22 protein-coding genes and 1 pseudogene are annotated in these 20,883 nt (G+C 70.0%); 18 read left to right on the top strand and 5 right to left on the bottom strand.

The genetic code is table 11. The features are described from left to right. Positions 1-87 precede the first annotated feature (87 nt). The 16 genes and pseudogenes from AB0C75_RS26025 (at position 88) to AB0C75_RS25950 (ending at position 13,831) form a co-directional block, all read left to right on the top strand. Complete coding sequence (locus AB0C75_RS26025) at positions 88-972, top strand: hypothetical protein (protein WP_362894115.1); 885 nt, start codon at positions 88-90, stop codon at positions 970-972. A gap of 73 nt (positions 973-1,045) precedes the next feature. After that, on the top strand, positions 1,046-1,750 hold the full coding sequence (cpaB, locus tag AB0C75_RS26020; RefSeq protein ID WP_362894114.1) for a Flp pilus assembly protein CpaB: 705 nt from the start codon (positions 1,046-1,048) through the stop codon (positions 1,748-1,750). Positions 1,751-1,757: 7 nt separating this feature from the next. Further along, entirely contained in the window at positions 1,758-3,026 is a 1,269-nt protein-coding gene (locus tag AB0C75_RS26015) for an AAA family ATPase (RefSeq protein WP_362894113.1), read from the top strand. Between the two features lie 140 nt (positions 3,027-3,166). Beyond that, positions 3,167-3,499, top strand: coding sequence for a pilus assembly protein (locus AB0C75_RS26010; protein WP_362894150.1), 333 nt, complete (start codon positions 3,167-3,169; stop codon positions 3,497-3,499). Between the two features lie 6 nt (positions 3,500-3,505). Next, entirely contained in the window at positions 3,506-3,901 is a 396-nt protein-coding gene (locus tag AB0C75_RS26005; RefSeq protein WP_362894112.1) for a TadE family protein, read from the top strand. A gap of 32 nt (positions 3,902-3,933) precedes the next feature. After that, positions 3,934-5,271 carry a CpaF family protein gene (locus AB0C75_RS26000; protein WP_362894111.1) on the top strand — a complete coding sequence of 446 codons (1,338 nt, stop codon included), beginning with the start codon at positions 3,934-3,936 and terminating at the stop codon, positions 5,269-5,271. Positions 5,272-5,280: 9 nt separating this feature from the next. Beyond that, a complete protein-coding gene (locus AB0C75_RS25995; RefSeq protein WP_362894110.1) occupies positions 5,281-6,216 on the top strand; it encodes a type II secretion system F family protein in 936 nt (311 codons plus the stop codon). 17 nt (positions 6,217-6,233) lie between these two features. Then, the gene (locus tag AB0C75_RS25990) at positions 6,234-7,121 is read left to right on the top strand and encodes a DUF5936 domain-containing protein (RefSeq protein WP_362894109.1); all 888 of its coding nucleotides are present in this window, start codon (positions 6,234-6,236) and stop codon (positions 7,119-7,121) included. Positions 7,122-7,132: 11 nt separating this feature from the next. Next, positions 7,133-8,437, top strand: a complete 1,305-nt coding sequence (locus AB0C75_RS25985; protein ID WP_362894108.1) for a histidine kinase — start codon at positions 7,133-7,135, stop codon at positions 8,435-8,437. A 192-nt stretch (positions 8,438-8,629) separates the two neighbouring features. After that, positions 8,630-9,724 (top strand): response regulator transcription factor, encoded by a 1,095-nt coding sequence (locus tag AB0C75_RS25980; protein ID WP_362894107.1) that lies wholly within the window; start codon positions 8,630-8,632, stop codon positions 9,722-9,724. A 224-nt stretch (positions 9,725-9,948) separates the two neighbouring features. After that, positions 9,949-10,185 (top strand): hypothetical protein, encoded by a 237-nt coding sequence (locus AB0C75_RS25975; RefSeq protein ID WP_362894106.1) that lies wholly within the window; start codon positions 9,949-9,951, stop codon positions 10,183-10,185. A 32-nt stretch (positions 10,186-10,217) separates the two neighbouring features. Further along, positions 10,218-10,817, top strand: a pseudogene (locus AB0C75_RS25970) (pilus assembly protein TadG-related protein); the annotation flags it as partial. After that, positions 10,818-11,435, top strand: coding sequence for a hypothetical protein (locus AB0C75_RS25965; protein WP_362894105.1), 618 nt, complete (start codon positions 10,818-10,820; stop codon positions 11,433-11,435). A gap of 8 nt (positions 11,436-11,443) precedes the next feature. Next, the gene (locus AB0C75_RS25960; protein ID WP_362894149.1) at positions 11,444-12,094 is read left to right on the top strand and encodes an OmpA family protein; all 651 of its coding nucleotides are present in this window, start codon (positions 11,444-11,446) and stop codon (positions 12,092-12,094) included. Positions 12,095-12,377: 283 nt separating this feature from the next. Continuing rightward, entirely contained in the window at positions 12,378-12,842 is a 465-nt protein-coding gene (locus AB0C75_RS25955; RefSeq protein WP_362894104.1) for a PaaI family thioesterase, read from the top strand. Beyond that, a complete protein-coding gene (locus tag AB0C75_RS25950) occupies positions 12,839-13,831 on the top strand; it encodes an MBL fold metallo-hydrolase (RefSeq protein WP_362894103.1) in 993 nt (330 codons plus the stop codon). Before AB0C75_RS25955 ends, AB0C75_RS25950 begins: the two co-directional genes overlap by 4 nt. Before the next feature lie 114 nt (positions 13,832-13,945). Here the strand turns inward: AB0C75_RS25950 and AB0C75_RS25945 are convergent, their stop codons facing one another. Further along, positions 13,946-14,812: an alpha/beta hydrolase gene (locus AB0C75_RS25945; RefSeq protein ID WP_362894102.1), complete on the bottom strand. Its 867-nt coding sequence runs from the start codon at positions 14,810-14,812 to the stop codon at positions 13,946-13,948. A gap of 79 nt (positions 14,813-14,891) precedes the next feature. Here AB0C75_RS25945 and AB0C75_RS25940 point away from each other — a divergent pair, with 79 nt between their 5' ends. Then, positions 14,892-15,896, top strand: a complete 1,005-nt coding sequence (locus AB0C75_RS25940; protein WP_362894101.1) for a helix-turn-helix domain-containing protein — start codon at positions 14,892-14,894, stop codon at positions 15,894-15,896. Here AB0C75_RS25940 and AB0C75_RS25935 read toward each other — a convergent pair. Both AB0C75_RS25935 and AB0C75_RS25930 read right to left on the bottom strand, forming a co-directional pair. After that, positions 15,823-16,950 (bottom strand): hypothetical protein, encoded by a 1,128-nt coding sequence (locus AB0C75_RS25935; RefSeq protein ID WP_362894100.1) that lies wholly within the window; start codon positions 16,948-16,950, stop codon positions 15,823-15,825. The two genes, AB0C75_RS25940 and AB0C75_RS25935, sit on opposite strands and share 74 nt — an antisense overlap. Further along, a complete protein-coding gene (locus tag AB0C75_RS25930) occupies positions 16,947-17,873 on the bottom strand; it encodes a hypothetical protein (protein WP_362894099.1) in 927 nt (308 codons plus the stop codon). The genes AB0C75_RS25935 and AB0C75_RS25930 overlap by 4 nt, the downstream gene beginning before the upstream one ends. 235 nt (positions 17,874-18,108) lie before the next feature. Between AB0C75_RS25930 and AB0C75_RS25925 the strand changes: the two genes are divergently transcribed. Next, positions 18,109-19,413 carry a hypothetical protein gene (locus AB0C75_RS25925; RefSeq protein WP_362894098.1) on the top strand — a complete coding sequence of 435 codons (1,305 nt, stop codon included), beginning with the start codon at positions 18,109-18,111 and terminating at the stop codon, positions 19,411-19,413. Here the strand turns inward: AB0C75_RS25925 and AB0C75_RS25920 are convergent. Further along, a complete protein-coding gene (locus AB0C75_RS25920) occupies positions 19,401-19,592 on the bottom strand; it encodes a hypothetical protein (protein ID WP_362894097.1) in 192 nt (63 codons plus the stop codon). The genes AB0C75_RS25925 and AB0C75_RS25920 overlap by 13 nt on opposite strands. Before the next feature lie 11 nt (positions 19,593-19,603). Continuing rightward, positions 19,604-20,455 carry a DUF5753 domain-containing protein gene (locus AB0C75_RS25915; protein ID WP_362894096.1) on the bottom strand — a complete coding sequence of 284 codons (852 nt, stop codon included), beginning with the start codon at positions 20,453-20,455 and terminating at the stop codon, positions 19,604-19,606. Positions 20,456-20,883: the final 428 nt, after the last annotated feature.

Raw genomic sequence — 20,883 nt, 5'->3', positions numbered from 1 at the left:
GGTTAAAGTGCTGGGGAGAAGCACGGGGGCAGAGTGATTGCGGCCGGAGTCATCCCCGACCACGGCCGGAGGCGAACGGGGAAGTGCGTGCCGACCGCAATAGCAGTGACCAGCGCCGATCTCGTGCTACCGCCGACCGATCAGCAGACGCCCACCGCCGCCCTGCTCCAGGCGCCCGGAGCGCAGCCCCTCGATCTCGCGATCGGTGACATGAACCTGCTTCTGGAGCAGCACGGTCATGTGATCGCGGTCTACCCGTCGGGCATCAGCCCCGCCCATGAGCGCCGGCTGCACGCCATCCGCTCGGTCCTGGAGAGCGACCGCATCGCGTTACTCAGGACCGACCTGCCGCCGCTGGGCGTCGCCGTACTCGTACGCCAGCTGCGCCAGCTCTCCATCTGCGACTTCAGCCCGGGAGTCGTCGCGTCGGCGGCCCGCCTGCTCTCCCACTACATCCACGCCGGAGCCCTGCTGAACTCGGTGGCCAGGCTCGACCGGGTCCCGGTCAGCCTCAAGAGCCACGCCAAGTCCTGGGTACCTGGCTCACAGTTCGCCGTGCTCGCAGGACCCAGCCCGCAGCTGGTCAGGATCGGGCCGACGGTCGAACCACCGTCCGGGCCCGCCTTCACCAGTCATCTGCTGGTCGCCAAGGGGCAGTTGACATCCGAATGGGTGCAACAGACCCTCGCCCCCGCCTGGGGGGTCCAAGCCATTGCGGAGTGCGCTCTGCCTTCCGGGTCGGCGCGCTGGTGGGGAACGGGGAAGCTGGTGGAATTCGCCTCCTTCCTGCCGGACATCTCCGTGATCTACCAGCTTGTTTCCTCCGTGCGCAGGGAAAACTGTCACTGGTGCGGAATGGAGCTCATCGGCGACCGGTGCGGGTTCTGTTCCTCCCCGCTGGCGCCGTCGGAGAACCGAATGCTCTCCCCCGGTGTCCTGAGCCCCGGAGCGCCCGCGCCGCCCAGCGTCTAGCGCTCCTCAGACACCGCGCATCCGTCTCTGCCCGCTGCTCCACGCATCCGATTCGAACGAGGTTGTCCGGCCCATGAACTCCCGCCAGCGCCGCGGCGTGATACTCCTGCTCCTCTCGGTCCTGTGCGCCTTCGCCGCCTTCGCCGGGGTGCTCTCGGTCATCAGCGACGTCAACTCGAAGGTCGGCCCCGAGGTCGACGCCTACCGGCTGAAGACCGATGTGGCCCCGTACACGGCCCTGTCGGCCGGGCAGTTCGAGAAGGTCTCCATGCCCAAACGCTGGCTGTCCGGCAACGCCGTCACGGAGATCGACGAGATCGACGGCAAGATCGCGGTCACCGAGCTGCAGAAGGGCTCCCTGATGCAGAGCGACATGATGGTGCGCAGTCCCGAACTGCGTCCGGGTGAGCAGGAGATCGCCATCATGATCGACGCGGCGACGGGTGTGGCCGGCAAGATCAGGCCCAACGACAAGGTGAACATCTATGCCACCTTCACGGGCGAGCGGGACGGCGAGGCCTCCCAGTCCAAGATCATCGTCTCCAACGCCAAGGTCCTCGACGTCGGCGAACTGACCGCCCTCGAACCGAAGAAGGAGGACCGGAACCAGGCGACCCAGGCGGTGCCGATCACCTTCGCCCTCAACACCCTCGACACCCAGCGCGTGGCCTACGCGGAGTCGTTCGCCCAGCACGTACGTCTCGCCCTGATCGCCCCGGGCAGCGACGGCACCATCCGCCCGGGCGACCGGACCTACACGCTCGACAACGACAAGTGAGGGCGGGATGACCATCAGAATCCTCCCGGCGGTCGGTGACGCCGACGCGGCCAGGTCAGTGACCACTCTGCTCAGCCAGCTCCCCGACGCCGAGCCCGCGGCACCGGTGGGCGACTCCACGCAGCTCATCGACACCCTCGCCCGTCTCGCCGGTGAGGCCATCGAGGAACTGCCCGAGGCCGTCCTGGTCCACGAGCGGATCGGCCCGGTGCCCGCCCTCGAGCTGATCAGGGAGGTCTCCCTGCGGTTCCCCGCCGTGGGGGTCGTGCTGATCACCGCCGACGCGAGCCCCGTGCTCTTCGCCGCGGCCATGGACGCGGGGGCGCGGGGGCTGGTCACCCTCCCCCTGAGCTACGAGGAACTCGCCAACCGTGTCCAGGCCGCCGCCCAGTGGTCCACCGGCGTACGACGCCATCTCGGCTCCGGCGCCGATGTGTTCACCGGGCCCGGCGGCACCGTCGTCACCGTCACCGGGGCCAAGGGCGGGGTCGGGGCGACCGTCACCGCCGTACAGCTGGCCCTGGCCGCGCAGGCGTCAGGGCACGCGGCGGCGCTCGTGGACCTGGACCTCCAGACCGGCGACATCGCCGCCTATCTCGACGTGCAGTTCCGGCGTTCCGTCGTCGACCTGGCGGCCATCACCGACATATCGCCCCGGGTGCTCTCCGACGCCGTGTTCTCGCACGACACGGGCCTCGCCCTGCTGTTGGCCCCTGGGGAGGGCGAGCGTGGCGAAGAGGTCAGCGACCGGGCCGCCCGCCAGATCGTCAGCGCCCTGCGCTCACGCTACGACGTCGTCGTCATCGACTGCGGAAGCCAGATGAACGGGGCCAACGCCGCGGCGATCGAGATGGCCGACACCGCCGTGCTGGTGACGACCCCGGACGTCGTCTCGGTGCGGGGTGCCAAGCGCATCGTACGGATGTGGGACCGGCTCCAGATCCGTAAGGGCGAGGAGACGGTCTCCCTCGTCAATCGCTTCAACCGCAACACCGAGATCCAGCCCGCACTGATCCAGCGGATCACCGGGACCCGGATGGCGGGCACGGCCGTGCCGGCGAACTTCAAGGAGCTCCAGGGCGTGGTCGATTCGGGCCGAATGCACGAACTGGACCCACGCTCCACCGTGAAACAGGCCCTTTGGGCCCTGGCGGGTGAGCTCGGACTCGTGAAGCCTGGAAAGCAAACGGAGTCACGCGGCGGCATGCTGCGGGGCGACCGGGGCTCGATCGGTGGCCGCAGGCGCAAGGGCGGCACGACCAGCGGGGGAGGCTGACAGTGATGCCAGGCAGCGGAGAACCCGGCTCGATACGCACACGGCTGCGCGCGCGGGCACGGGCGCTGGCACCGGCGTCGGCATCGGCGTCGGCACGGTCGGGACGCGACCGTGGGCAGCTGAGCATCGAGTTCACCGGGATGGTGCCGATCATCCTGGTGACCCTGGTGCTGCTCTGGCAGGCCGTCCTGGTGGGTTACACGTTCACCCTGGCGAGCGGCGCGGCGGACGAGGGCGTACGCAAGGCGGTCGCCTCGGGCGCCTGGGACCGGCAGAGCAGGTGCAGGGCCGCCGTGTACGAGCGGCTCCCGAGCGCCTGGGAGGGGCCCGCGCAGATCCAGGAGTGCGGATCCGAGGGGAACGACATGGTCAAGGCCACCATCACCCTGAAGGCCCCCGTCCTGTTCCCGGGCTTCGCCAGCCTCCCCATCCCCGTCAGGGCGACGGCCGGCGCGGCAGCGGAAGGGAAGTGACGCGGCATGGCATCCGTACGGATTCCACGAGCGGCCGGACGGAGACCGCGCGGGGGGTCGGACCGTGGCTCGACCGCCATCGAGTACCTCGGCTTCCTCCCGGTCCTCATCCTGATCGGCCTCGCGGGCATACAGCTCGGCCTCGTCGCCTACACCGCCCAGCAGGCCGGCACCGGAGCACGAGCCGCCGCCCGTACGGCCTCGCAGGACGGCCTGCGAGGGTCGTACGAGCGCGTCGGCAAGGCGTCGATGACCGGCTGGGTGGCCCAGCGGTCCCGGATCGCCGCGCCGACAGGGGGTGAATCGGTCACGGTGAAGGTCACGGTCGACATCCCGGACGTCCTGCTCGGCCTCCTCGGTGACCGGACCGTCGAGAAGTCCGCCACCATGCCCCGCGACTGAGCGCATCCCCTTTCACCCGAGGAGTACCACCCATGAGTCTGCGGGCACGCATCACCGCCCCCGAGGAGCGCGGAGGGGGACGGGAGGACGGCCACATGGTCGCCACCTACCGTGCGAAGCTCCTCGAGGAGATCGACCTCGCGGAGATGTCCTCGCTGGCCACCGCCGACCGCCGGGCCCGGCTGGAACGCGTGCTGGGCCACATCATCAGCCGTGAGGGCCCGGTCCTCTCCACCCTCGAACGCTCCCAGCTGATCCGCCGGGTCGTCGACGAGGCACTCGGGCTCGGCGTCCTGGAGCCGCTCCTGGAGGACGCCTCCATCACGGAGATCATGGTCAACGGACCCGACCAGATCTACGTCGAACGAGCGGGCCGGGTCGAGCAGCTCCCCCTGCGCTTCGCCAGTCACGAGCAGCTGATGCAGACGATCGAGCGCATCGTCTCCACCGTCAACCGGCGCGTGGACGAGGCCAATCCGATGGTCGACGCCCGTCTGCCCAGCGGTGAGCGCGTCAACGTCATCATCCCGCCGCTCTCGCTCACCGGCGCGACACTCACCATCCGGCGCTTCCCCAGGTCCTTCACGCTTCAGGAGATGATCAGCTTCGGCTCGCTGGACGAGCAGATACTGCTGCTGCTCGCCGGGCTCGTCCAGGCGAAGTTCAACGTGATCGTGTCCGGGGCCACCGGCACGGGCAAGACCACGCTCCTCAACGCGCTCTCCGGGCTCATCCCCGAGGGCGAGCGCATCGTCACCATCGAGGACTCCGCCGAACTCCAGCTCCAGCAGAAGCATGTGATCCGGCTGGAGTCACGCCCCGCCAACGTGGAGGGCAAGGGGGAGATCACCATCCGCGACCTGGTCCGCAACTCCCTGCGTATGCGCCCGGACCGCATCATCGTCGGTGAGGTCCGAGGCGGCGAGTCGCTCGACATGCTCCAGGCGATGTCGACCGGCCACGACGGTTCACTGGCCACCGTCCACGCCAACAGCGCGGAGGACGCGCTGATGCGTCTCCAGACCCTCGCGTCGATGTCCGAGATCAAGATCCCCTTCGAGGCCCTGCACGACCAGATCAACAGCGCCGTCGACGTCATCGTCCAGCTGACCCGGCACGCGGACGGCTCCCGGCGCATCACCGAGCTCGCGGTACTCGACTCGCACGGACGGGCCCCGTACAGGATCGTCACCGTCGCCCGGTTCGACGCCAGGCCGATGGACACCGACGGGCTGATCCACGGCGAGTTCCACGCCCTGCCGCTCCCGCGCCGTATCGCCGACCGGCTCTACATGGCCGGGCAGCCGATCCCCCAGGCCTTCGGGGTCGCACCGTCCGACGCGTACCTCGCCACCCGAGAAGCCGAATAGGTACCCGACATGGACAACCTCGCACCGCTCACCATCGGCGTCACGCTGCTGTGCTGCGTACTCGGCGTCCTGGGCCTGCACGCCTACAACTCGGGCAAGGCCCAGCGCGAAGCCCTCGTCGACCGGCTCTCCTCCACCGGCCAGGTCGAAGGGGGCCCGCAGCGCCGCTTCCCCGGGCTCGACCGCCGGCTGCGCCGCACGAAACCGGGCAAGTGGATCGAGCGGAAGCTCGCGGCCACCGGCCTCGACGTCACCCCCGGTGAGTACTTCCTCTACGTCCTGGCCTCCGTGGTGGCCCTCTGGCTGATCGCCGCCTCCCTGCTCGCCTCGTTCTTCGGCCCGCTCGCCGGACTCGCCGGGATCTGGGCCGCCAACACCTTCCTGAACTGGCACCGCACCAAACGCACCGAGGCCTTCATCGGCCAGCTGCCCGAGATCTCCCGGGTGCTGGCCAACGCCACCCAGGCCGGGCTCTCCCTGCGTACCGCCATCGCCATGGCCGCCGAGGAACTAGAGGCGCCCGCGGGCGACGAACTCCGCGTCGTCGCCGACCAGCTGGGCGTGGGCCGCACCCTCGACGACGCCCTGGACGAACTCGCGACCCGCCTGCCGTCCCGCGAGCTCGTCGTCCTCGTCGCCACCCTGATCCTGTCCAACCGGGCGGGCGGCCAGGTCGTCTCCTCGCTGCGCAACCTCACCATCACCCTGGAGGAGCGCAAGGAGACCCGGCGCGAGGTCCGCACCCAGCTCTCGCAGATCAACACCACCGCGTACGCCGTCCCGGCCATCGGCGTCGGCGCGATGCTCCTCGTCAACTCGATCCTCCCCGGAGCACTCGACCGGATGACGGGATCGTTCCTCGGTCAGACCGCCGTCATCATCTCGCTCGGCCTGTACGCCGTCGGCTTCATCGCCATCCGCCGCATTTCGAAGATCGATATCTGAGGAGGGGACCGCTCGATATGGAACTGCTGCTCGCTCTCGTCGTCGGCCTCAGTGTGCTGGGCGTCTTCAAGGGCGTACGGATGTACCGCACCGAGGCGACCCTCCCCGGCGACCTCGCGCTCGCCTTGGAGGTGGGCTCGACCCGCACCACCGCCGTGGGCTCCGGCATCGACCGGCTCGGCATGCGCTGGGCGCCTCTGGTGCTCCGCCTGATGGGCCCGAAGAAGGTGAACGAGAAGCGCCGCAAGATCGACATGGCCGGCAACCCCGACGGCCTGACCGTCGACCGCTATGCCGCCCGCCGTGCCGTCTACAGCGCCCTCGGAGCCTTCGCCGCCTTCGCGATGCTCTCCAGCGGCCAGATCTTCATGGCCCTGCTGATGGTCGCGTTCGGCCTGTTCTGGGGCGAGGTCGGCATCTGGGCCGCCGTCCGCAAACGCCGGGACGACATCGACCGTACGCTCCCCGACTTCCTGGACGTCCTCGCTGTCGTCGTCTCCGCCGGCCTCGGTTTCCGGCAGGCGCTCGACCGGGTGTCGGACAAGTACAAGGGCCCCTGGGCCGACGAACTGCGCATCACCCTGCGCCAGATGGACATGGGCGTCAGCCGCCGCCAGGCCTTCGACGAGCTGCGCAGGCGCAACGACTCCGAGCAGGTCGCCATGTTCGTCACCGCGCTCCAGCAGGGTGAGGAGCTGGGCGCACCGATCGTCGACACCCTCATCGCCATCGCCAACGACATGCGCCGCACCGACGCGCAGAACGCCCGGCGCAAGGCGGCGAAGGCGGTCCCCAAGGCCACCCTGATGGTCACCACCTTCATGATCCCCGCGACCGTGCTCCTGATGGGCGCCGCCATGCTGCTCGGATCCGGCACCGACCTCGGATCCCTGACGGGGGAGTGAGTGGCCGGCCGATGACGATCTCGCTGCACCCGGGACCTGAGCCCACGGACCCCCGCCACACCCTGTCCACCCCGGTGGGCCCGGCACCCACGGTCTCCATCCAGGTCAACGCCCTCCAGGCGCTGGCCAGGCAGGTGTTCCTCTTCCGGCTCGCCATGATCGCCATCGGCACCCCGCAGGCCGTCGGCAACAGCGCCCCCGGCCTCGCCGGGTGGCTGGTGGGATCGGCCGTCCTCGTCACCTTCGTCGGCTCGTACGCGCTCTACCGCGACTGGGAACGCTTCGGACCGCTCCTCGTGCGCTACCCGCTGCTCCTCGGCGTGGACACGGTCTTCGGCGCGCTGCTGCTGTTCACCGCCACGCCCGAGTCGACGCTCGGCTACGCCGTCGTGTGCACCCCGCTGCTCGCCGGACTGCTCTACGGTTGGCGCGCCGCCGGAATCTTCGCGGCTGTGCAGAGCCTGATCCTCGCCGCGGCCTACGGCGTCGACCACCGCCCCCAGTCGAGCCTGGCCGACGTGCTGCTCCTGCCAGGCTTCTGCATCCTGGCGGGCGCCTTCGGAGTGGCCCTGCGCAATCTGATGCTCCGCGTCGGCGCGGCCAGCCAGGCCCTGACCGAGACGCGGGCCCGCCTCGCCGTCAGCGAGGCCGTCGAGGACGAACGCGGCCGGCTGGCCCGGGAGATGCACGACTCCGTCGCCAAGACCCTGCACGGTCTGGCCCTGGCCGCCGACGGTCTGGCCCACTCCGTCGACCGCATGGACCCCCCGACCGTCAGAAACCAGGCGGAACTGGTGGCCCGATCGGCCCGGCGGGCCGCTGCCGAGTCCCGCGAGCTCCTCTCCGACCTGCGCCGCGAATCGGGCCTCGACGGGGGCGTGGACCTGATCACCGAACTCCGCACCAGGACGGATGACTTCAGCCGCCGACACGGCGTGGAGGCCGTGTTCCGGAGTCCGGGCGACACCCCCGTACCGCTGGTCCCGCAGGTCGTCGCCAGACAGCTGCTCACCGTCGCCTCCGAAGCGATGGAGAACGCCAACCGGCACGCCCACCCCACCTACCTCATCGTCCTCGCCGGCATCAAGGGCGATGTCCTGCGCGTCAGCGTGTACGACGACGGGCAAGGGCTGCCCAAGGGCACCACACTCGACGACCTGCGACGGGCCGGCCACTTCGGGCTCGTCGGCATGGTCGAACGCGCGGCCTCCATCGGTGCCCGTATCCGCATTGGCAGGGGCCAGGCGGCCAAGGGCACGGAGGTCCGCGTGGAACTCCCGACGGCCGCACTGTCCCAGGCCGGGGCTGACCCGTAACCGCTGCGGCTGCCCAGGCACCGGCCGTAGGGCTCCCGCTGCCGCTCCAGCGCTCCCGCTCCAGCGCTCCCGCTCCACCGCTCCCGCTCCACCGCTCCCGCTCCACCGCTCCCGCTCCACCGCTCCCGCTCCGCCGCTCCAACGGTCCCCGTGTTTCTTCCGTCCCCACGACACCTGAGAGGAGGTCGCAGAATGTCGGATGACGTATCGCGCGCGTCGGGCCAGGACTGGGCGGCACAGAACCACGCCTCCCAGCACACGTCGTCGCACGGCTCCCCGCGCAGCACGGAACTCAGCTCCCCCGCATTCCCGGCCACCACCCACCTCCCGCCCTCGACGCCCCCGGGCCCCGAGCCGATGCCCGCCTTCCCCGCAGCTCCCGAGCGGCCGGCCCCCGGGCCGCTGCGGGTCGTCGTCGCGGACGACAACCCCGTCGTACGGGCAGGACTCGGGGTTCTGCTCAGCGGTCGTGCTGACATCGATGTCGTGGCAGAGGCGGCGGACGGGCGCGAGGCCTACGAAGCGGCGGTACGCCACCGCCCCGACGTCATCCTGCTCGACGTCCGGATGCCCGGGGTGGACGGCCTCTCCGCCCTGCCGCACCTGGTGCAGGTTGCACCCGTGATGATGCTGACGTACAGCCGTGAGAGCGACATCGTGCACGAGGCCCTGCGTCTGGGCGCCGGTGGCTATCTGGTGCACGGCGAGTTCACCGCGGACGAACTCGTGCAGGCCGTACGTGACACGAGGAGCGGCCGGGCCCCCTTCACCGCCACGGCGGCCAACGCGCTGCTCACCCATATGCGCCAAGGGAGGGAGCAGCAGCCGAGACAGCTCCCGGAGGGGCTCGGAACGTCCCTGACGCCGGACGCATCCCCGGCCGCCCCCAGCTCCCCGGCCCAGCCTCCGGGCGACAATTCCTACGGCGCGCGGGGCCCTTCGGGGGCGGCGGCGCAACGGGCAGGACATCCGCGAGGTCTTTCGCAACTGCAACCTGTTGTGGCACAGTCTTCGTCTGACAGAGAACCAAACAGGCCCCGAGCGGCCAACAGGCAGCAGTACGACCTGAGTTCGAGGGAGGCGGAGGTCATGGAGCTCATCTCGTCGGGCATGAGCAACCAGCAGATCGCCGCTACCTGTTTCATCAGCGAAAAGACCGTCAAGAACCACATCAACAGGATCTTCACCAAGTTGCGCAGCGGCAGCCGCAGCGAGGCGATCGCCCGCTGGCTCGGCACGGAGCCGGGCTCGGGACCTGCGACGAGGGGGACAGGCAGCCATGGCTGACCGGAGGAGGGGCCCCGAACCGGGGGCACGTACGGAGAGATGGGCCCAGCGCGCGTTTTGGGTCCGTCTTTGGGCCCTGGGGCCCTCCGCCGGACAGACCGTCCAGCCGTACGTTGCTCATGTCGCCAGCGGCACCGGCCAGGAGGAAGCCGGTAACGCGGGTGCCACCAACGAGACTTACGCGTCGCCCGGCTCACGGTCGGCCGAACCCGGAGGGGAACATCATGAGCAACCCGATGCTGAAGGCTTCCGTCAATGCCAAGGTCTGGGCGAACACGTCCGTCGAGCGTATGAAGGCCCGGGCCGACCAGGGGCAGGGCGCGGTGGAGTACCTGGGCATCATCGTGGTGGTCGTGGCGATCATCGGAGTGCTCATGACGACGAACTTCGGCGACAAGATCGCCGCTGCGATCACCACCCAGATCGGCAAGGTCACCGGTGGTGGGGGCGAGGGCGAGTAACCGCGCAGACCCGCGAGTCAGGGCAGGCTTTCCCCATCTACATCATGGTGGTGGCGGGCCTGCTCTTCCTTGCGTTCGCCTACTTCGCCGTCGGCCAGGCGTCGATGAAGAAGAACGAGGCCCAGACCGCTGCGGACGCGGCCGCGCTCGCTGCGGCCCAGGACGCGCGGGACGAGTGGTCATGGCCAGGAGCCTTCGACCTTGACGAATGGGACGACCTCCTGAGCGGCCGGGACATCGGAGCGCGATCGTGTTCCGCCGGTAAATGGCTCGCGTCGCAGAACGACGCCCAGCAAGTCTCCTGTGCCCGGGGGTTCTGGCCCGATGCCTCGTACACGGTCACGGTCAAGACCAACAAGACGGTCGGCAGCTCGGTGGTTGCCAGCACGAAGACGACGAAGGCCGAGGCCACCGCACGGGCAGTGATCGAGCCCCGCTGCCGCATCGAAGAGGACACGCGTCCCACTCCGAGCGCCCCGGCGGAGGACGATGACGACGACACGGATGACGCCGAGGAGCAAAAGGCCTACAAAGTCGTCTGCGATGACGAAGACTTCGACATCGACCCGAAGAACATCGATCTCCTGCCGGACCTGGCAGACCTCTTCTCCGTCCACCTGGCCGACAAGTAGATGATCGACACCGAGAGGAACACGCCGATGCGTGCAGCCATGACCCGGATTCGCTTCAAGGGAGCCGCTGTCGCTGCTGCCTCCGTTGCCATGGCTGTGGTGCTGACGGCCTGCGGCGGCGACGGAGGCTCGGGGGACAAGCCAGAGGGCAAGCCCAACGATAAGTCGGCTTCATCTGAACAAAAGAGTGAGAGCCCGGCCCCGGACGAGGTGGATGAAAGCCAGGTGCTCGCCACCGTCAAGGGTGCCAACGGAGTGGAAGTGGTCGTCAACTCGGCAACTCGTGAGTCGGGTGGCTTCGTCACCGTCAAGGGCACTGTGACGAACGGATCCGATCAGGCTTTCACCGCTGACGGATGGCAGGGCGGTGAGCAGGAGCTCGTCGACAACCATGCATCGGTGGCGGGTGCCTCGCTGGTGGACCAGGAGGGGAAGAAGCGCTACCTCATCCTCAGGGACACTGACGGGAAGTGCTTGTGCACCCGATTCGTCGGCGGTATCGCGGCCGGCGCGAAGGTGCCCTTCTTCGGGCAGTTCCCCGCACCGCCGGCAGAGACCACCGAGGTCGACTTCCAGATCCCCACCATGCCCACCGCGACGATCAAGATCTCGGGGTGACGACCGCCATGCAGCCTTCCGCCCCCACACCAGCCGCATCGCGAAGCGCACTCCGATGCCGCATCGGCATCTGCACCGCCGCTGCGGTGGTCCTCGGCACCTCGACTCTCTGGGGCGCCACCTCGGCCTCGGCCGACGACAACCCCACTGCCGTCCCGAGCGCCTCGCCGCCCGTCGAGGTCGATGCCAACTCACCGGGGCTCATGCTTGGTGACGGGGCGACCCTCGCTGATGTCCGCGTCCTCGACATCAAGTCAATCGTCGAGGACCTGGGTGGGGAGGAGCGCCGCGAGGACACCAACGCCGACATCACCTTCGCCCTTCAGGCCGAGGTCCTCTTCGGCAAGGACAGCGCGAAGCTGAGCAGTGCGGCCAACGCCCGTATCGCCACCATCTCCGAGGAGATCAAGAAGCAGAACGCGACCAAGGTCCGCGTCTTCGGCTTCACCGACGATCTAGGGTCCTCCGCGCACGGCGATGTCCTCTCCAAGCAGCGGGCCAACGCGGTGCAGGGAGTACTCGCCCCGGGGCTGCCGAGTGTCACCTTCGAGATCCGTGGCTACGGGGAGCAGTATCCGATCGCCGACAACACGACGGAAGAGGGCCGTAAGAAGAACCGCCGTGTCGAGGTCACCTTCCAGCGCAGCGGCGACTCGTAGCTACCCGGGCAGGGGCCGGTCGTCGATGACGTTCTTCCTCTGTTGGGTGGCGGCCAGGTCGGCGGTGGCGACGAGCAGGAGGTAGTCGGGCTCCGCTGAAGAACGCGCAGCTCGTCCCGAAGGGGCTCGCGATCAGCACGGTGCACCTGACCGCCTGCGCCGTCGTCCACCCCGGCGTCGGCATTCTGGCCCGTACGGTCCTCGGGACCTGTCCCTCGGCTGCTCGACTCGTCATCCGGATCAGCGGTCCCGTACCGAGCCGGACTTGAAGGAGTGCACACACGTGGAAGACCGGATGCAGACGCAGCAGGAACAGGCGAACCCCGCGGTACGCAAGCGCGTCCAGGACAGCTTCGACCGGCAGGGCCTGATGTCCCACCTCGGCGCGCGTCTCGCTCACATCGGGCCCGGCCGGGTACACATCGTGCTCCCGGCCCGCCCCGAGGTGACCCAGCAGCACGGCTACGTCCACGCCGGTGCCACCAGCGCCATCGCGGACAGCGCCGGCGGCTACGCGGCGCTCACCCTGTTCGACGAGGAGTCCGAGGTCCTCACCGTCGAGTACAAGATCAACCTCCTCGCACCCGCCGCAGGGGACCACCTCGAAGCGATCGGCACCGTCCTCAAGTCCGGACGCACCCTGACCGTCTGCCAACTGGAGGTCTACGGCGTCCAGGCCGACGGCGCCAGGAAGCTCGTCGCCAACGGCCAGCAGACCCTGATCCGCATCGATCGGCCCGCCGCATGAGCTCCCGGCCGTCCCGGTCCGCCGCGCCCCTGCCGTCCTGGCTGACATGGTGGCAGCGGCCCTTCCCCGACGCCAACACCCTCCTGCTGCCCGGGCGACGGCCCGCCCTGGTCGACACCGGCTTCGTCGGCCACGCCGACGAGACCGCGGCCTGGGCCCGCGCACACGCAGGCGGGGTCGAGCTGGTCGTGAACACCCACTGGCACTCCGACCACGTCGGCGGCAACGCCCTCCTCCGTGCGCAGGGCGCCGCCATCGCTGCCGGAACCCCGGAGGCCGAGGCGATCATCCGCCGGGACCCCGGCTGCTGCGCAGCCGAGTACCTCGACCAGCCCGTCGCCCCGTACACCGTGGATGTCCCGCTGGACGACGGCCGGGCCCTTCGGCTGGGCGATGCCGACTGGGAGGTCGTACGCACCCCCGGCCACACCCCTGGCCATCTGGCGTTGTGGCAGCCGGACGAGCGACTGCTCGTGGCCGGGGACGCGTTGTCGGACTACGACGTCGGCTGGGTCAATCTCGCTCTCGACGGCCCCGACGCGGCGGCCACCGCGCTCGTCTCGCTCAAACGGATGGCTGCCCTCGACCCGCGCGTGATCCTGCCCTCCCACGGGCCGGTGCTCACCGACCCCACAGCCGCGTTCGCCACCGCCCTGCGCCGTGCCCAGCGGCTCGTGGACGACCCGGCGGGAGCCGTCTGGTACGGCGCACGGCGGATCTTCGCCTTCGCCCTGATGATCCGCGACGGCATACCGGCCGACGAGACCGAGAGGTATCTGAACGCCCGCGTCTGGCTGACCGATGCCGCTCGTCTCCTGGCCATGACGCCCGAGGCTCTCGCAGCCGAACTGATCACGACCATGCTCCGCAGCGGCGCCGTAGTCCTGCGCGACGGCCACCTTTACGCCGCCGCCGCCCACACCCCTGTCGCGCCCGAGGCAATGCGGGTGCCCCGCCCACGCGCCTGGCCGGTCCCTGAACTGCCCTGACGGTGGCGGCGATTCGGGTCGAGCGCCCCCGCACCCGCGCCAGGGACCACCGGGGAGCGGGTGCGCTCGTACACAGCGGTGCCGGCTCCGCGGGACCGGCACGCGGCGCGTCGTTCACCCCTTCCGTTGTCGAGCGGCGTGGGTCTCGGCGAAGGGCAGGAGAAGCGCGGCTGTGCCTGGCGGATCCTCCATGATGGGCGTGTGTCCGGAGCCGGGCAGCAGCTCGACCTCCGCGCCCGGGACGACGCGGTAGTCGGCCGCGGACGAGGGCCGCCATCTGAGGTCCTCGTCGCCGAAGATCACCAGCAGCGGCTTGCCGACGGCCAGTAGCCGGTCGGGGAGCGCACGCTCGTTCAGGTAGGCGATGGAGGCCTGCATCGCTGTGGTGATCGCGCGGAAGGTCAGGCCACGCAGCTCCTCGACGAGTTCTTGCGGCACGTGGTAGCCCGCCCGGAACCCGGTGCTCGCGAATTGGCGGATCTGCTCGTCGGGCGGTGGCCACTGCTCGGGGCGGAACGCGGCGGACCCCGGGGCGATGAAGGCACCCATGCTGGGGCCGGTGTCGATGAGCGCGAGTGCGGTCACCAGCTCGGGCCGTTGCTCGGCGAGCGCGGTCGCGGCGTAGCCACCGCTGGAGTGGCCGACGATCACGGCGTGCTCGACGCCGAGCCGGTCCAGCACCGTGCCGATCCTGCGTGCCTGCTCCGGGGGCGCGTAGTCGCCGTCGTCCGGTTCGGCCGAGCGGCCGTGGCCCGGAAGGTCGATCCGGATGACACGGTGGAGCCCGGCCAGCAGCGGGACCAGAGCGTCCCATGAACGGCTCGATGAGGCGGATCCATGGATGAGCAGGAGCACAGGGGCCTCGCGCGGGCCGTCCTGGCAGACGTGGATGTCGCCGTGCTCCAGGCCGATGACCGAGCCCTCGGAGGCTCGGGTGTCGTCGTTCACACGGGGGTGCTGGTGCCTGTCCGGAGAAGTCATGACCCCACTGTCGCCGCCGGCGCACACCGGTGGCTTGGACAAATGTTCCCTCCTCGGTCCGCCTGCGTAGCATTGAGTAATGGCGTCCACCACGAGTGAACGTGAACGTGACGATCGCGACGACTCCGCCGCGTGGGATGTCGCACGCCCGCAGCGGCACATCGGGCCGGCCGGTGTCGATATGGCGGGCTTCCGGGTTCCCACCTCGCCCGCCGGTGGCCTGCGGGTGGTGCCGCACCCGGCGGTGATGCTGATCCTGGACTTCAAAGCGATCCCGTCCACCGTGGAGGACGGCTCCGGGCGGCGACATCGGGGCAGCCTCGTCGCCGGCCCCGGGTTCGGCTCCGGAGGCGGGGTCCGGGGGTGGGGCGAGCGCACCGAGTGTGTACAGGTGCGGCTGTCTCCCGTGGTCGCGGGCTCGATTCTGGGCGTCTGCCCGGCCGATCTGGCCGGTTCTCCGGTGTCCCTCGACGAGGTGTGGGGCAAGGACGCAGCACGGATCCGCGAGCAACTGAGCGAAACGCGCTCCTGGGAGGACCGCTTCGCGGTCGTGGCCGCGTTGCTCGCCCGCCGACGTGAAGCCGCCCGTACACCGGTGGTGGACCCGGAGCTCGCCTGGGCCTGGAACCAGATCGTCGACGGCAGGGGGCTCGTCCGGGTCGACGGCCTGGCGGCCGAGCTCGGCTGGAGCCGTAAGCGTCTGTGGTCCCGGTTCCACTCGCACCTCGGCATCCCCCCGAAGGGCGCCGCGAAGCTGGTCCGCTTCGACCACGCCGTGCACCGTATGACCGCAGGAGAAGATGCGGCCCAGGTCGCGGCGGACAGCGGCTACTACGACCAGCCCCATCTGCACCGGGACGTCATGGCGTTCACCGGCAGAACCCCGGCGACCGTGCTGGGCGAACCGTTCCTGACGGTGGACGACCGCGCGTGGCCGACTGCGGAACACCGGGACGCACTCTCCGCCACCGCCGCAGAGGCCGCCCCGCCGCTACCGCAGCCGCAGCCCTTCACTCCGGCTGGTGATCCGAGGTTCCGAAGTCCGGGCTTCCGAAGTCCGGGCTCGCGAAGTCGGGGCTGCTGAAGTGCGGGCGGGGGGCCGGGGGGCCGCTGGGGTCATCACCCGGGCCGGAGAAGCTCGGCCGTGAGTAGCCGAGCCCGGGAACGCGGCCGACGGGCGAGTCGGTGGCGTCCCAGTACGAGGCGCGCCCGCCGGGATCGGCGAGGACCTCCCGCAGGAAGGGAAGGATGCCGCGCTCCAGCAGGGCCTGCCGCCAGGCTTCCGCGGCCCACTCCACGTGCTCCTCGCTCAGTCCGCCCCGGGGGGTGGCCGCCGAGATGCGCCGGCCGCCGCGCCGGGCAGCGACCACCTGACCGGCCACCCAGATGACGATCAGGCCCACGGTGAGGGCCCCGAGCAGCCAGCCGGCGGCGAACAAGGACCGGCTGAACCCCGAGCCGGAGGTGACCACTTCGAGGATGAAGCCGATGAGGAGGAAGAAGAGGGCGGCAGCTCCTGTGAGCAGCGGGGCGAGGACGGCGAAGGCACCGAACAGACCGGCTCCGGGCCCATGGAAGGCCTCCAGGTCCAGCGGTTCGCGGACGGCCTGACGTCCGTGGCCGCCTGTGGACTGCGCAGACGTACGTGGTGACCTCGAAGCCGCCTCCACCGCCGACGGCGCCTCCGGGCGTACGCGCAGACCCAGCAGCGCCGCCAGCAGACGGCGTCCGTAGGTCATCCTGGCCCACCGCGACGGAGCGACGACGTCGGCGGTCCGGCCGGTGCCAGGTTGCCCGGCACCCAGGACGGCCGCCCCGAACCGCCGGCCCAGATCTGCCCGCGCGCCCTGGTCGGTGGACTGCGCAAGCGAAGCCGACCGCACCGCCTCCCGGGATTCATCCCGGGACGCAGACTCACGGACTTCGTCGCGGACCGCGACATAGTGCTGGTACTCGTCCGCTGCCGCCGCCGTGATGTGAGGGGTGGCGCTGAGCGCCATGCTGCGCAGCTGTTCCAGAGCGATCCGCCGGCCCGGCGCGGCCAGTTCGGGGTGTTCGCCGGACGTACGCAATACCTGGTCGAGGATTCGCTCGTACTCCCGGCGATCCTCGTTCAGCAGGTACGGATGGCTGTTCACAGCCCCTCCTCCCCGATCGCCGGGCCCTGCCGCCACCGTCGCGCGTGTCGGCCGTCGAAGCCGGGCCCCGTCCCCTCGGCCGGGTCTCCGGGGGCGTCCCCGGGGCGCGTGGGATCCGGGAGCTGTGCCCGCCCGGCGCGGGCCTCGCCGGGTACGGGATCCCGCATGCCGGCGTCCGCGGTCGCGGCAGTCGGCCTGGGGGAAGGTATGGGCGGCACGCGGAGCGGCCGACTTTCAGGGGAGACAGGAGGCAGATCCGGTTCGGACGGCGCGGGGGACACGGAGGGCGCGGGCGCCGGGGCGGCAGGGGGCTCCGTCCGGGGCACCGCGGCGGACAGCGCGTCGGCCGCCGCTGCGACACCGGGAGCGTCTTCTGCGGCGCCGGGACGGCCCGAGCCACCGCCGGGGTCCGCACCACCGCCGGGATCCGCACCACCGCCGGGGTGCTCGACACCACCCGGGTCCGCGACGCCGCCCGTGGAATGCGCCCCTGTCTCGGCGGCCTCTTCCATCGTCGCTGTCGCTGTCGCTGTCGCTGTCGCTGCCGCTACCGCCCCGACCGGCTCGCGAACACCCGTCAGCGACTCGTTCACCGTCTGGATACGGCTGAGTTGGGTGAGCAGCATGGGCGCCGACATCCCGACGACGAGCGTGGCGTACTCGCCGTCGATCTGGCCCGTGGTGCCGAACAGCACGGCGGCCCCGGCACCCATCCCGCTGTGGAGGACGGCCGCGACGATGTCGACGGCGGGATCGAAGTACGCGCGGAACTGCGGCGGTACGTCGCCCGCCGTCCCCTCGGCGGTCAACCGCCGATGGACGCGCCGATCGGCCTGCCACGACACGAACCGGGTGTACAGGTCCAGGACCCCACGCAGCAGACCACCCGCGGCACCCAACAGAATTAGTGTCGGGACGTCCACGGTTTCTCCCCGGTGACGGCGCTCAGGCCTCGCTGAGAATATGTGAACACCGCACGAGCGTAGAGCCGCGCGCAAGCAGTGGGGTGGGAAACCAGCATGATCGGGCCTTGATCGGGCCAACTTCCCTCTTTCGAGTAGGGCTTCGTGCATGGTGGCCCGGTACCGTGGCCGACCGGTCTCGGTGCCGAGCCCTGCGCGAGCAGGGGTCCCAGTGTCGGAGGGTAGGAGCGCGATGATGTCGAGGTCCGGAGGCGGCCTCGCCGCCGGAGCGGCAGCGCTCTGCGCCCTGCTTCTGCCCCTGTCGGGGACAGAGGCGATGGCGTCCCCCCGTATGAGCGACGCCCCGGGAGGCGCCGCCTCGTACGAGCCGGCCGACGGAGCGGTACCCGTCACGGGCACGGAGTCGAGCGCCGACGGACCCGAGCTGGAACGGGCGAAGACCTACTCGGACACCATCGGACCGGGCCAGAAGAAGTACTACCGGGTCCGGCTGGACGACACCTCCAACGCGTTCATCTCCACCGTGGTCGCCCCACCCCCCGGCACCAGGAGCGGCATCCTGGACGGCATCCAGATCTCCCTGACCTCGGCCAACGGCACGCCGTGCAGTTCCAACCCGTCCGTCTACTTCGGGGGCGACACCACCCGCCCGCTCGCGGGCTACGCGTCACGGCGCATCCAGGGCGACAGCAGTCAGTGCCAGGAGGCAGGCGACTACCTCTACACCGTGTCCTGGGCGGGCTCTCGGACAACCGGCACGGCCAAGTGGCCGATCGAGCTGACCTACATGGCAGAGCCCGGACTCAAGCCCGGCGCCGACGAACCCGAAGCACCGACCGGCTGGAGCTCGAAGGCGCCCTCCCCGAGCAGCGGCACCCCGCAGAAGGTGAGCGGTGGCACCGGGTTCAACGACGCCGCAGCCATCGGTGACGGCACCTGGAGGGACGACCTTGAGCCGGGGGACAGCCGGTTCTACCGGGTGCCGGTCGCCTGGGGACAGCAGCTGTTCCTCCGGGCCCAGCTGGCCAACACCACCTCGGACAGCTCGGCCTTCGCCGTCAACGGGCTACGGCTCGCCCTGTACAACACGGCTCGCGGCCTCGTCGCCGACAAGAGCACGGGCTACCGGGGCGCCCCTGCCGGCACCGATCTCGGCACGGCCCCGGCCGCCTACGCGAACCGGTTCACGACCGGCGCGGAGGCGGAATCGGCGATGCGTTTCCAGGGCTGGTACTACGTCCAGGTGACCCTCGACCCCAAGGTCTCCGGCAGCGTCCCCATGACACTGAACGTCGGCCTCCAGGGCGAGGCGCAACCAGGCCCGCCGTACGACGGCGACCCCGCAGCCGCAGGCTTCGGCCTCGACGGCGCGGGCCCCGGGGGCGGGGGAGCGGACCCCACGATGCGGACGATCGGCTTCGCCGGGATCGGCGCCGGGACGGTGCTGGTCCTTGGCCTGGGCGCCTGGCAGCTCGCGAGCCGTCGCAGGCGCCCGGCAGAAGATGGGGACGCGGATACGGATGTGGCCTACAGCAGGTGATCGGCCTTGCCGGCCTTGATGTCGCGGATCATCTGCTGGAGGGACTCGCGGCTGTCGGTGAGGTAACGATCCTCCTGGCCGAGGACGGCGACGAACGCGTTGCCTTCGCTGTCCGTCCCGAGCCGGAAGCAATTGTTCCCCTCGCCGCAGTAGGGATCTTCCCAGTTGATCTCGACCATGGTGAGGCTCCTCAGAGTTGACGTGCGACGGTGCGGATGAAGTCCCGTGACTCGGCGGCGCCCAGTGCCGCTCCCTCCATCCAGTTCAGGTGGGCTCGGTACTTGGTCAACTGCGCTTCAGCGTGCATGAATTCCGGACCGTGCGCGGAGTCCAACTGGACGGTGTCCAGTTGCGGCACGACGCCGTGTGCGTATAGAAGTGCGTGCCCCGCCCCGGGGAAGGCGCCCCGATCCACAGGAATGACCCGGAGTTCGACGTTCTCGCGCTCCGACACTTCGCACAGATACCCGAGCTGGTCCCGGGTGACTTCCCGGCCGCCGAACTGCATCCGAAGCGCGGCCTCATGGATGAAGCCCACGTAGTCGACCGGGTCCGCACGGTTCAGCACTTGCTGTCTGTCCAGGCGGTGGACCACGCGTAGCTCCACCTCCAGCCGCGAGAGCGCAGGCAGCACCGCGCTGAACACCGCGCGTGCGTACCCATCGGTGTGCAACAGGCCCGGCAGGTGGACCGTTTGGGCCGTCCGAATGCGCACGGCATTCCATTCGAGTTCGGCGATGTCGAGCAGGCCCGACGGCAGGGTGCCCCGGTACTGCTCCCACCAGCCCGGCTCGCGGTGCTCGGCCATGGTCACGAGTGCATCGACGTAACGGGCATCGGAGCATGCGTAGTTGCAGGCGAGCGTGCGGATGCGCTCAGGCGCCACCGGCCGGACACCGACCTCCATGTTGGAGATCTTCGTCCTGTCGACTCCCAACAAGCCTGCCGCGTAGGCGGTTGTGGCCGCTGCGGCGGTGCGCATCTTTCGGAGCTCGGCGCCAAGGCGCCGTTGCCGCTCGGTAGGTGTGGAACTGCTCGGCATGGTCCTCTTCCTCCGCCAACGGTAGGCACAGTCTGCCGCTGAGACGGAGATCGAGTCCACTCGTACGGAGGCAATTGCCTCCAAAATGGAGACACCTGTGCCACATCGCAACTACTTTGAGTACCGCACCGCACACTCAGCGTCCAAGCCGAAGTGCATCGCGCGGTCCTGCCCGTACCTCCTGCCCTGGGAGGGGCAGGCCCGCGTCAGGGAGACAGGCCACAGCTCGGCCGCAGCGGCGGTGACCGCCAACCGGCCACCCGTACAAGGGAGTCAGCCACCCATGCACCCGTACCCGCACCCGCACCCGTACCCGAGCCCGTACTCGCCCCCAGTACGACAACCGGCACCAGCCGCCCTCTGCCCCGCGAGGGCGCAACGCCCGCCTCTGAGCCCCCACCCGCACCGGGGGCTCATCCTCAGCCTCA

This window comes from Streptomyces sp. NPDC048565 (assembly GCF_040650935.1).
Lineage (GTDB): Bacteria > Actinomycetota > Actinomycetes > Streptomycetales > Streptomycetaceae > Streptomyces.
This window is presented reverse-complemented; position numbering and strand designations above follow the sequence as displayed.

Coding starts and splice junctions, on each gene's coding strand:
- cpaB (WP_362894114.1), top strand. CDS start 1,046: ATGAACTCCCGCCAGCGCCGCGGCGTGATACTCCTGCTCCTCTCGGTC.
- AB0C75_RS26015 (WP_362894113.1), top strand. CDS start 1,758: ATGACCATCAGAATCCTCCCGGCGGTCGGTGACGCCGACGCGGCCAGG.
- AB0C75_RS26010 (WP_362894150.1), top strand. CDS start 3,167: ATGGTGCCGATCATCCTGGTGACCCTGGTGCTGCTCTGGCAGGCCGTC.
- AB0C75_RS26005 (WP_362894112.1), top strand. CDS start 3,506: ATGGCATCCGTACGGATTCCACGAGCGGCCGGACGGAGACCGCGCGGG.
- AB0C75_RS26000 (WP_362894111.1), top strand. CDS start 3,934: ATGAGTCTGCGGGCACGCATCACCGCCCCCGAGGAGCGCGGAGGGGGA.
- AB0C75_RS25995 (WP_362894110.1), top strand. CDS start 5,281: ATGGACAACCTCGCACCGCTCACCATCGGCGTCACGCTGCTGTGCTGC.
- AB0C75_RS25990 (WP_362894109.1), top strand. CDS start 6,234: ATGGAACTGCTGCTCGCTCTCGTCGTCGGCCTCAGTGTGCTGGGCGTC.
- AB0C75_RS25985 (WP_362894108.1), top strand. CDS start 7,133: ATGACGATCTCGCTGCACCCGGGACCTGAGCCCACGGACCCCCGCCAC.
- AB0C75_RS25980 (WP_362894107.1), top strand. CDS start 8,630: ATGTCGGATGACGTATCGCGCGCGTCGGGCCAGGACTGGGCGGCACAG.
- AB0C75_RS25975 (WP_362894106.1), top strand. CDS start 9,949: ATGAGCAACCCGATGCTGAAGGCTTCCGTCAATGCCAAGGTCTGGGCG.
- AB0C75_RS25965 (WP_362894105.1), top strand. CDS start 10,818: ATGATCGACACCGAGAGGAACACGCCGATGCGTGCAGCCATGACCCGG.
- AB0C75_RS25960 (WP_362894149.1), top strand. CDS start 11,444: ATGCAGCCTTCCGCCCCCACACCAGCCGCATCGCGAAGCGCACTCCGA.
- AB0C75_RS25950 (WP_362894103.1), top strand. CDS start 12,839: ATGAGCTCCCGGCCGTCCCGGTCCGCCGCGCCCCTGCCGTCCTGGCTG.
- AB0C75_RS25945 (WP_362894102.1), bottom strand. CDS start 14,812: ATGACTTCTCCGGACAGGCACCAGCACCCCCGTGTGAACGACGACACC.
- AB0C75_RS25940 (WP_362894101.1), top strand. CDS start 14,892: ATGGCGTCCACCACGAGTGAACGTGAACGTGACGATCGCGACGACTCC.
- AB0C75_RS25925 (WP_362894098.1), top strand. CDS start 18,109: ATGTCGAGGTCCGGAGGCGGCCTCGCCGCCGGAGCGGCAGCGCTCTGC.
- AB0C75_RS25920 (WP_362894097.1), bottom strand. CDS start 19,592: ATGGTCGAGATCAACTGGGAAGATCCCTACTGCGGCGAGGGGAACAAT.
- AB0C75_RS25915 (WP_362894096.1), bottom strand. CDS start 20,455: ATGCCGAGCAGTTCCACACCTACCGAGCGGCAACGGCGCCTTGGCGCC.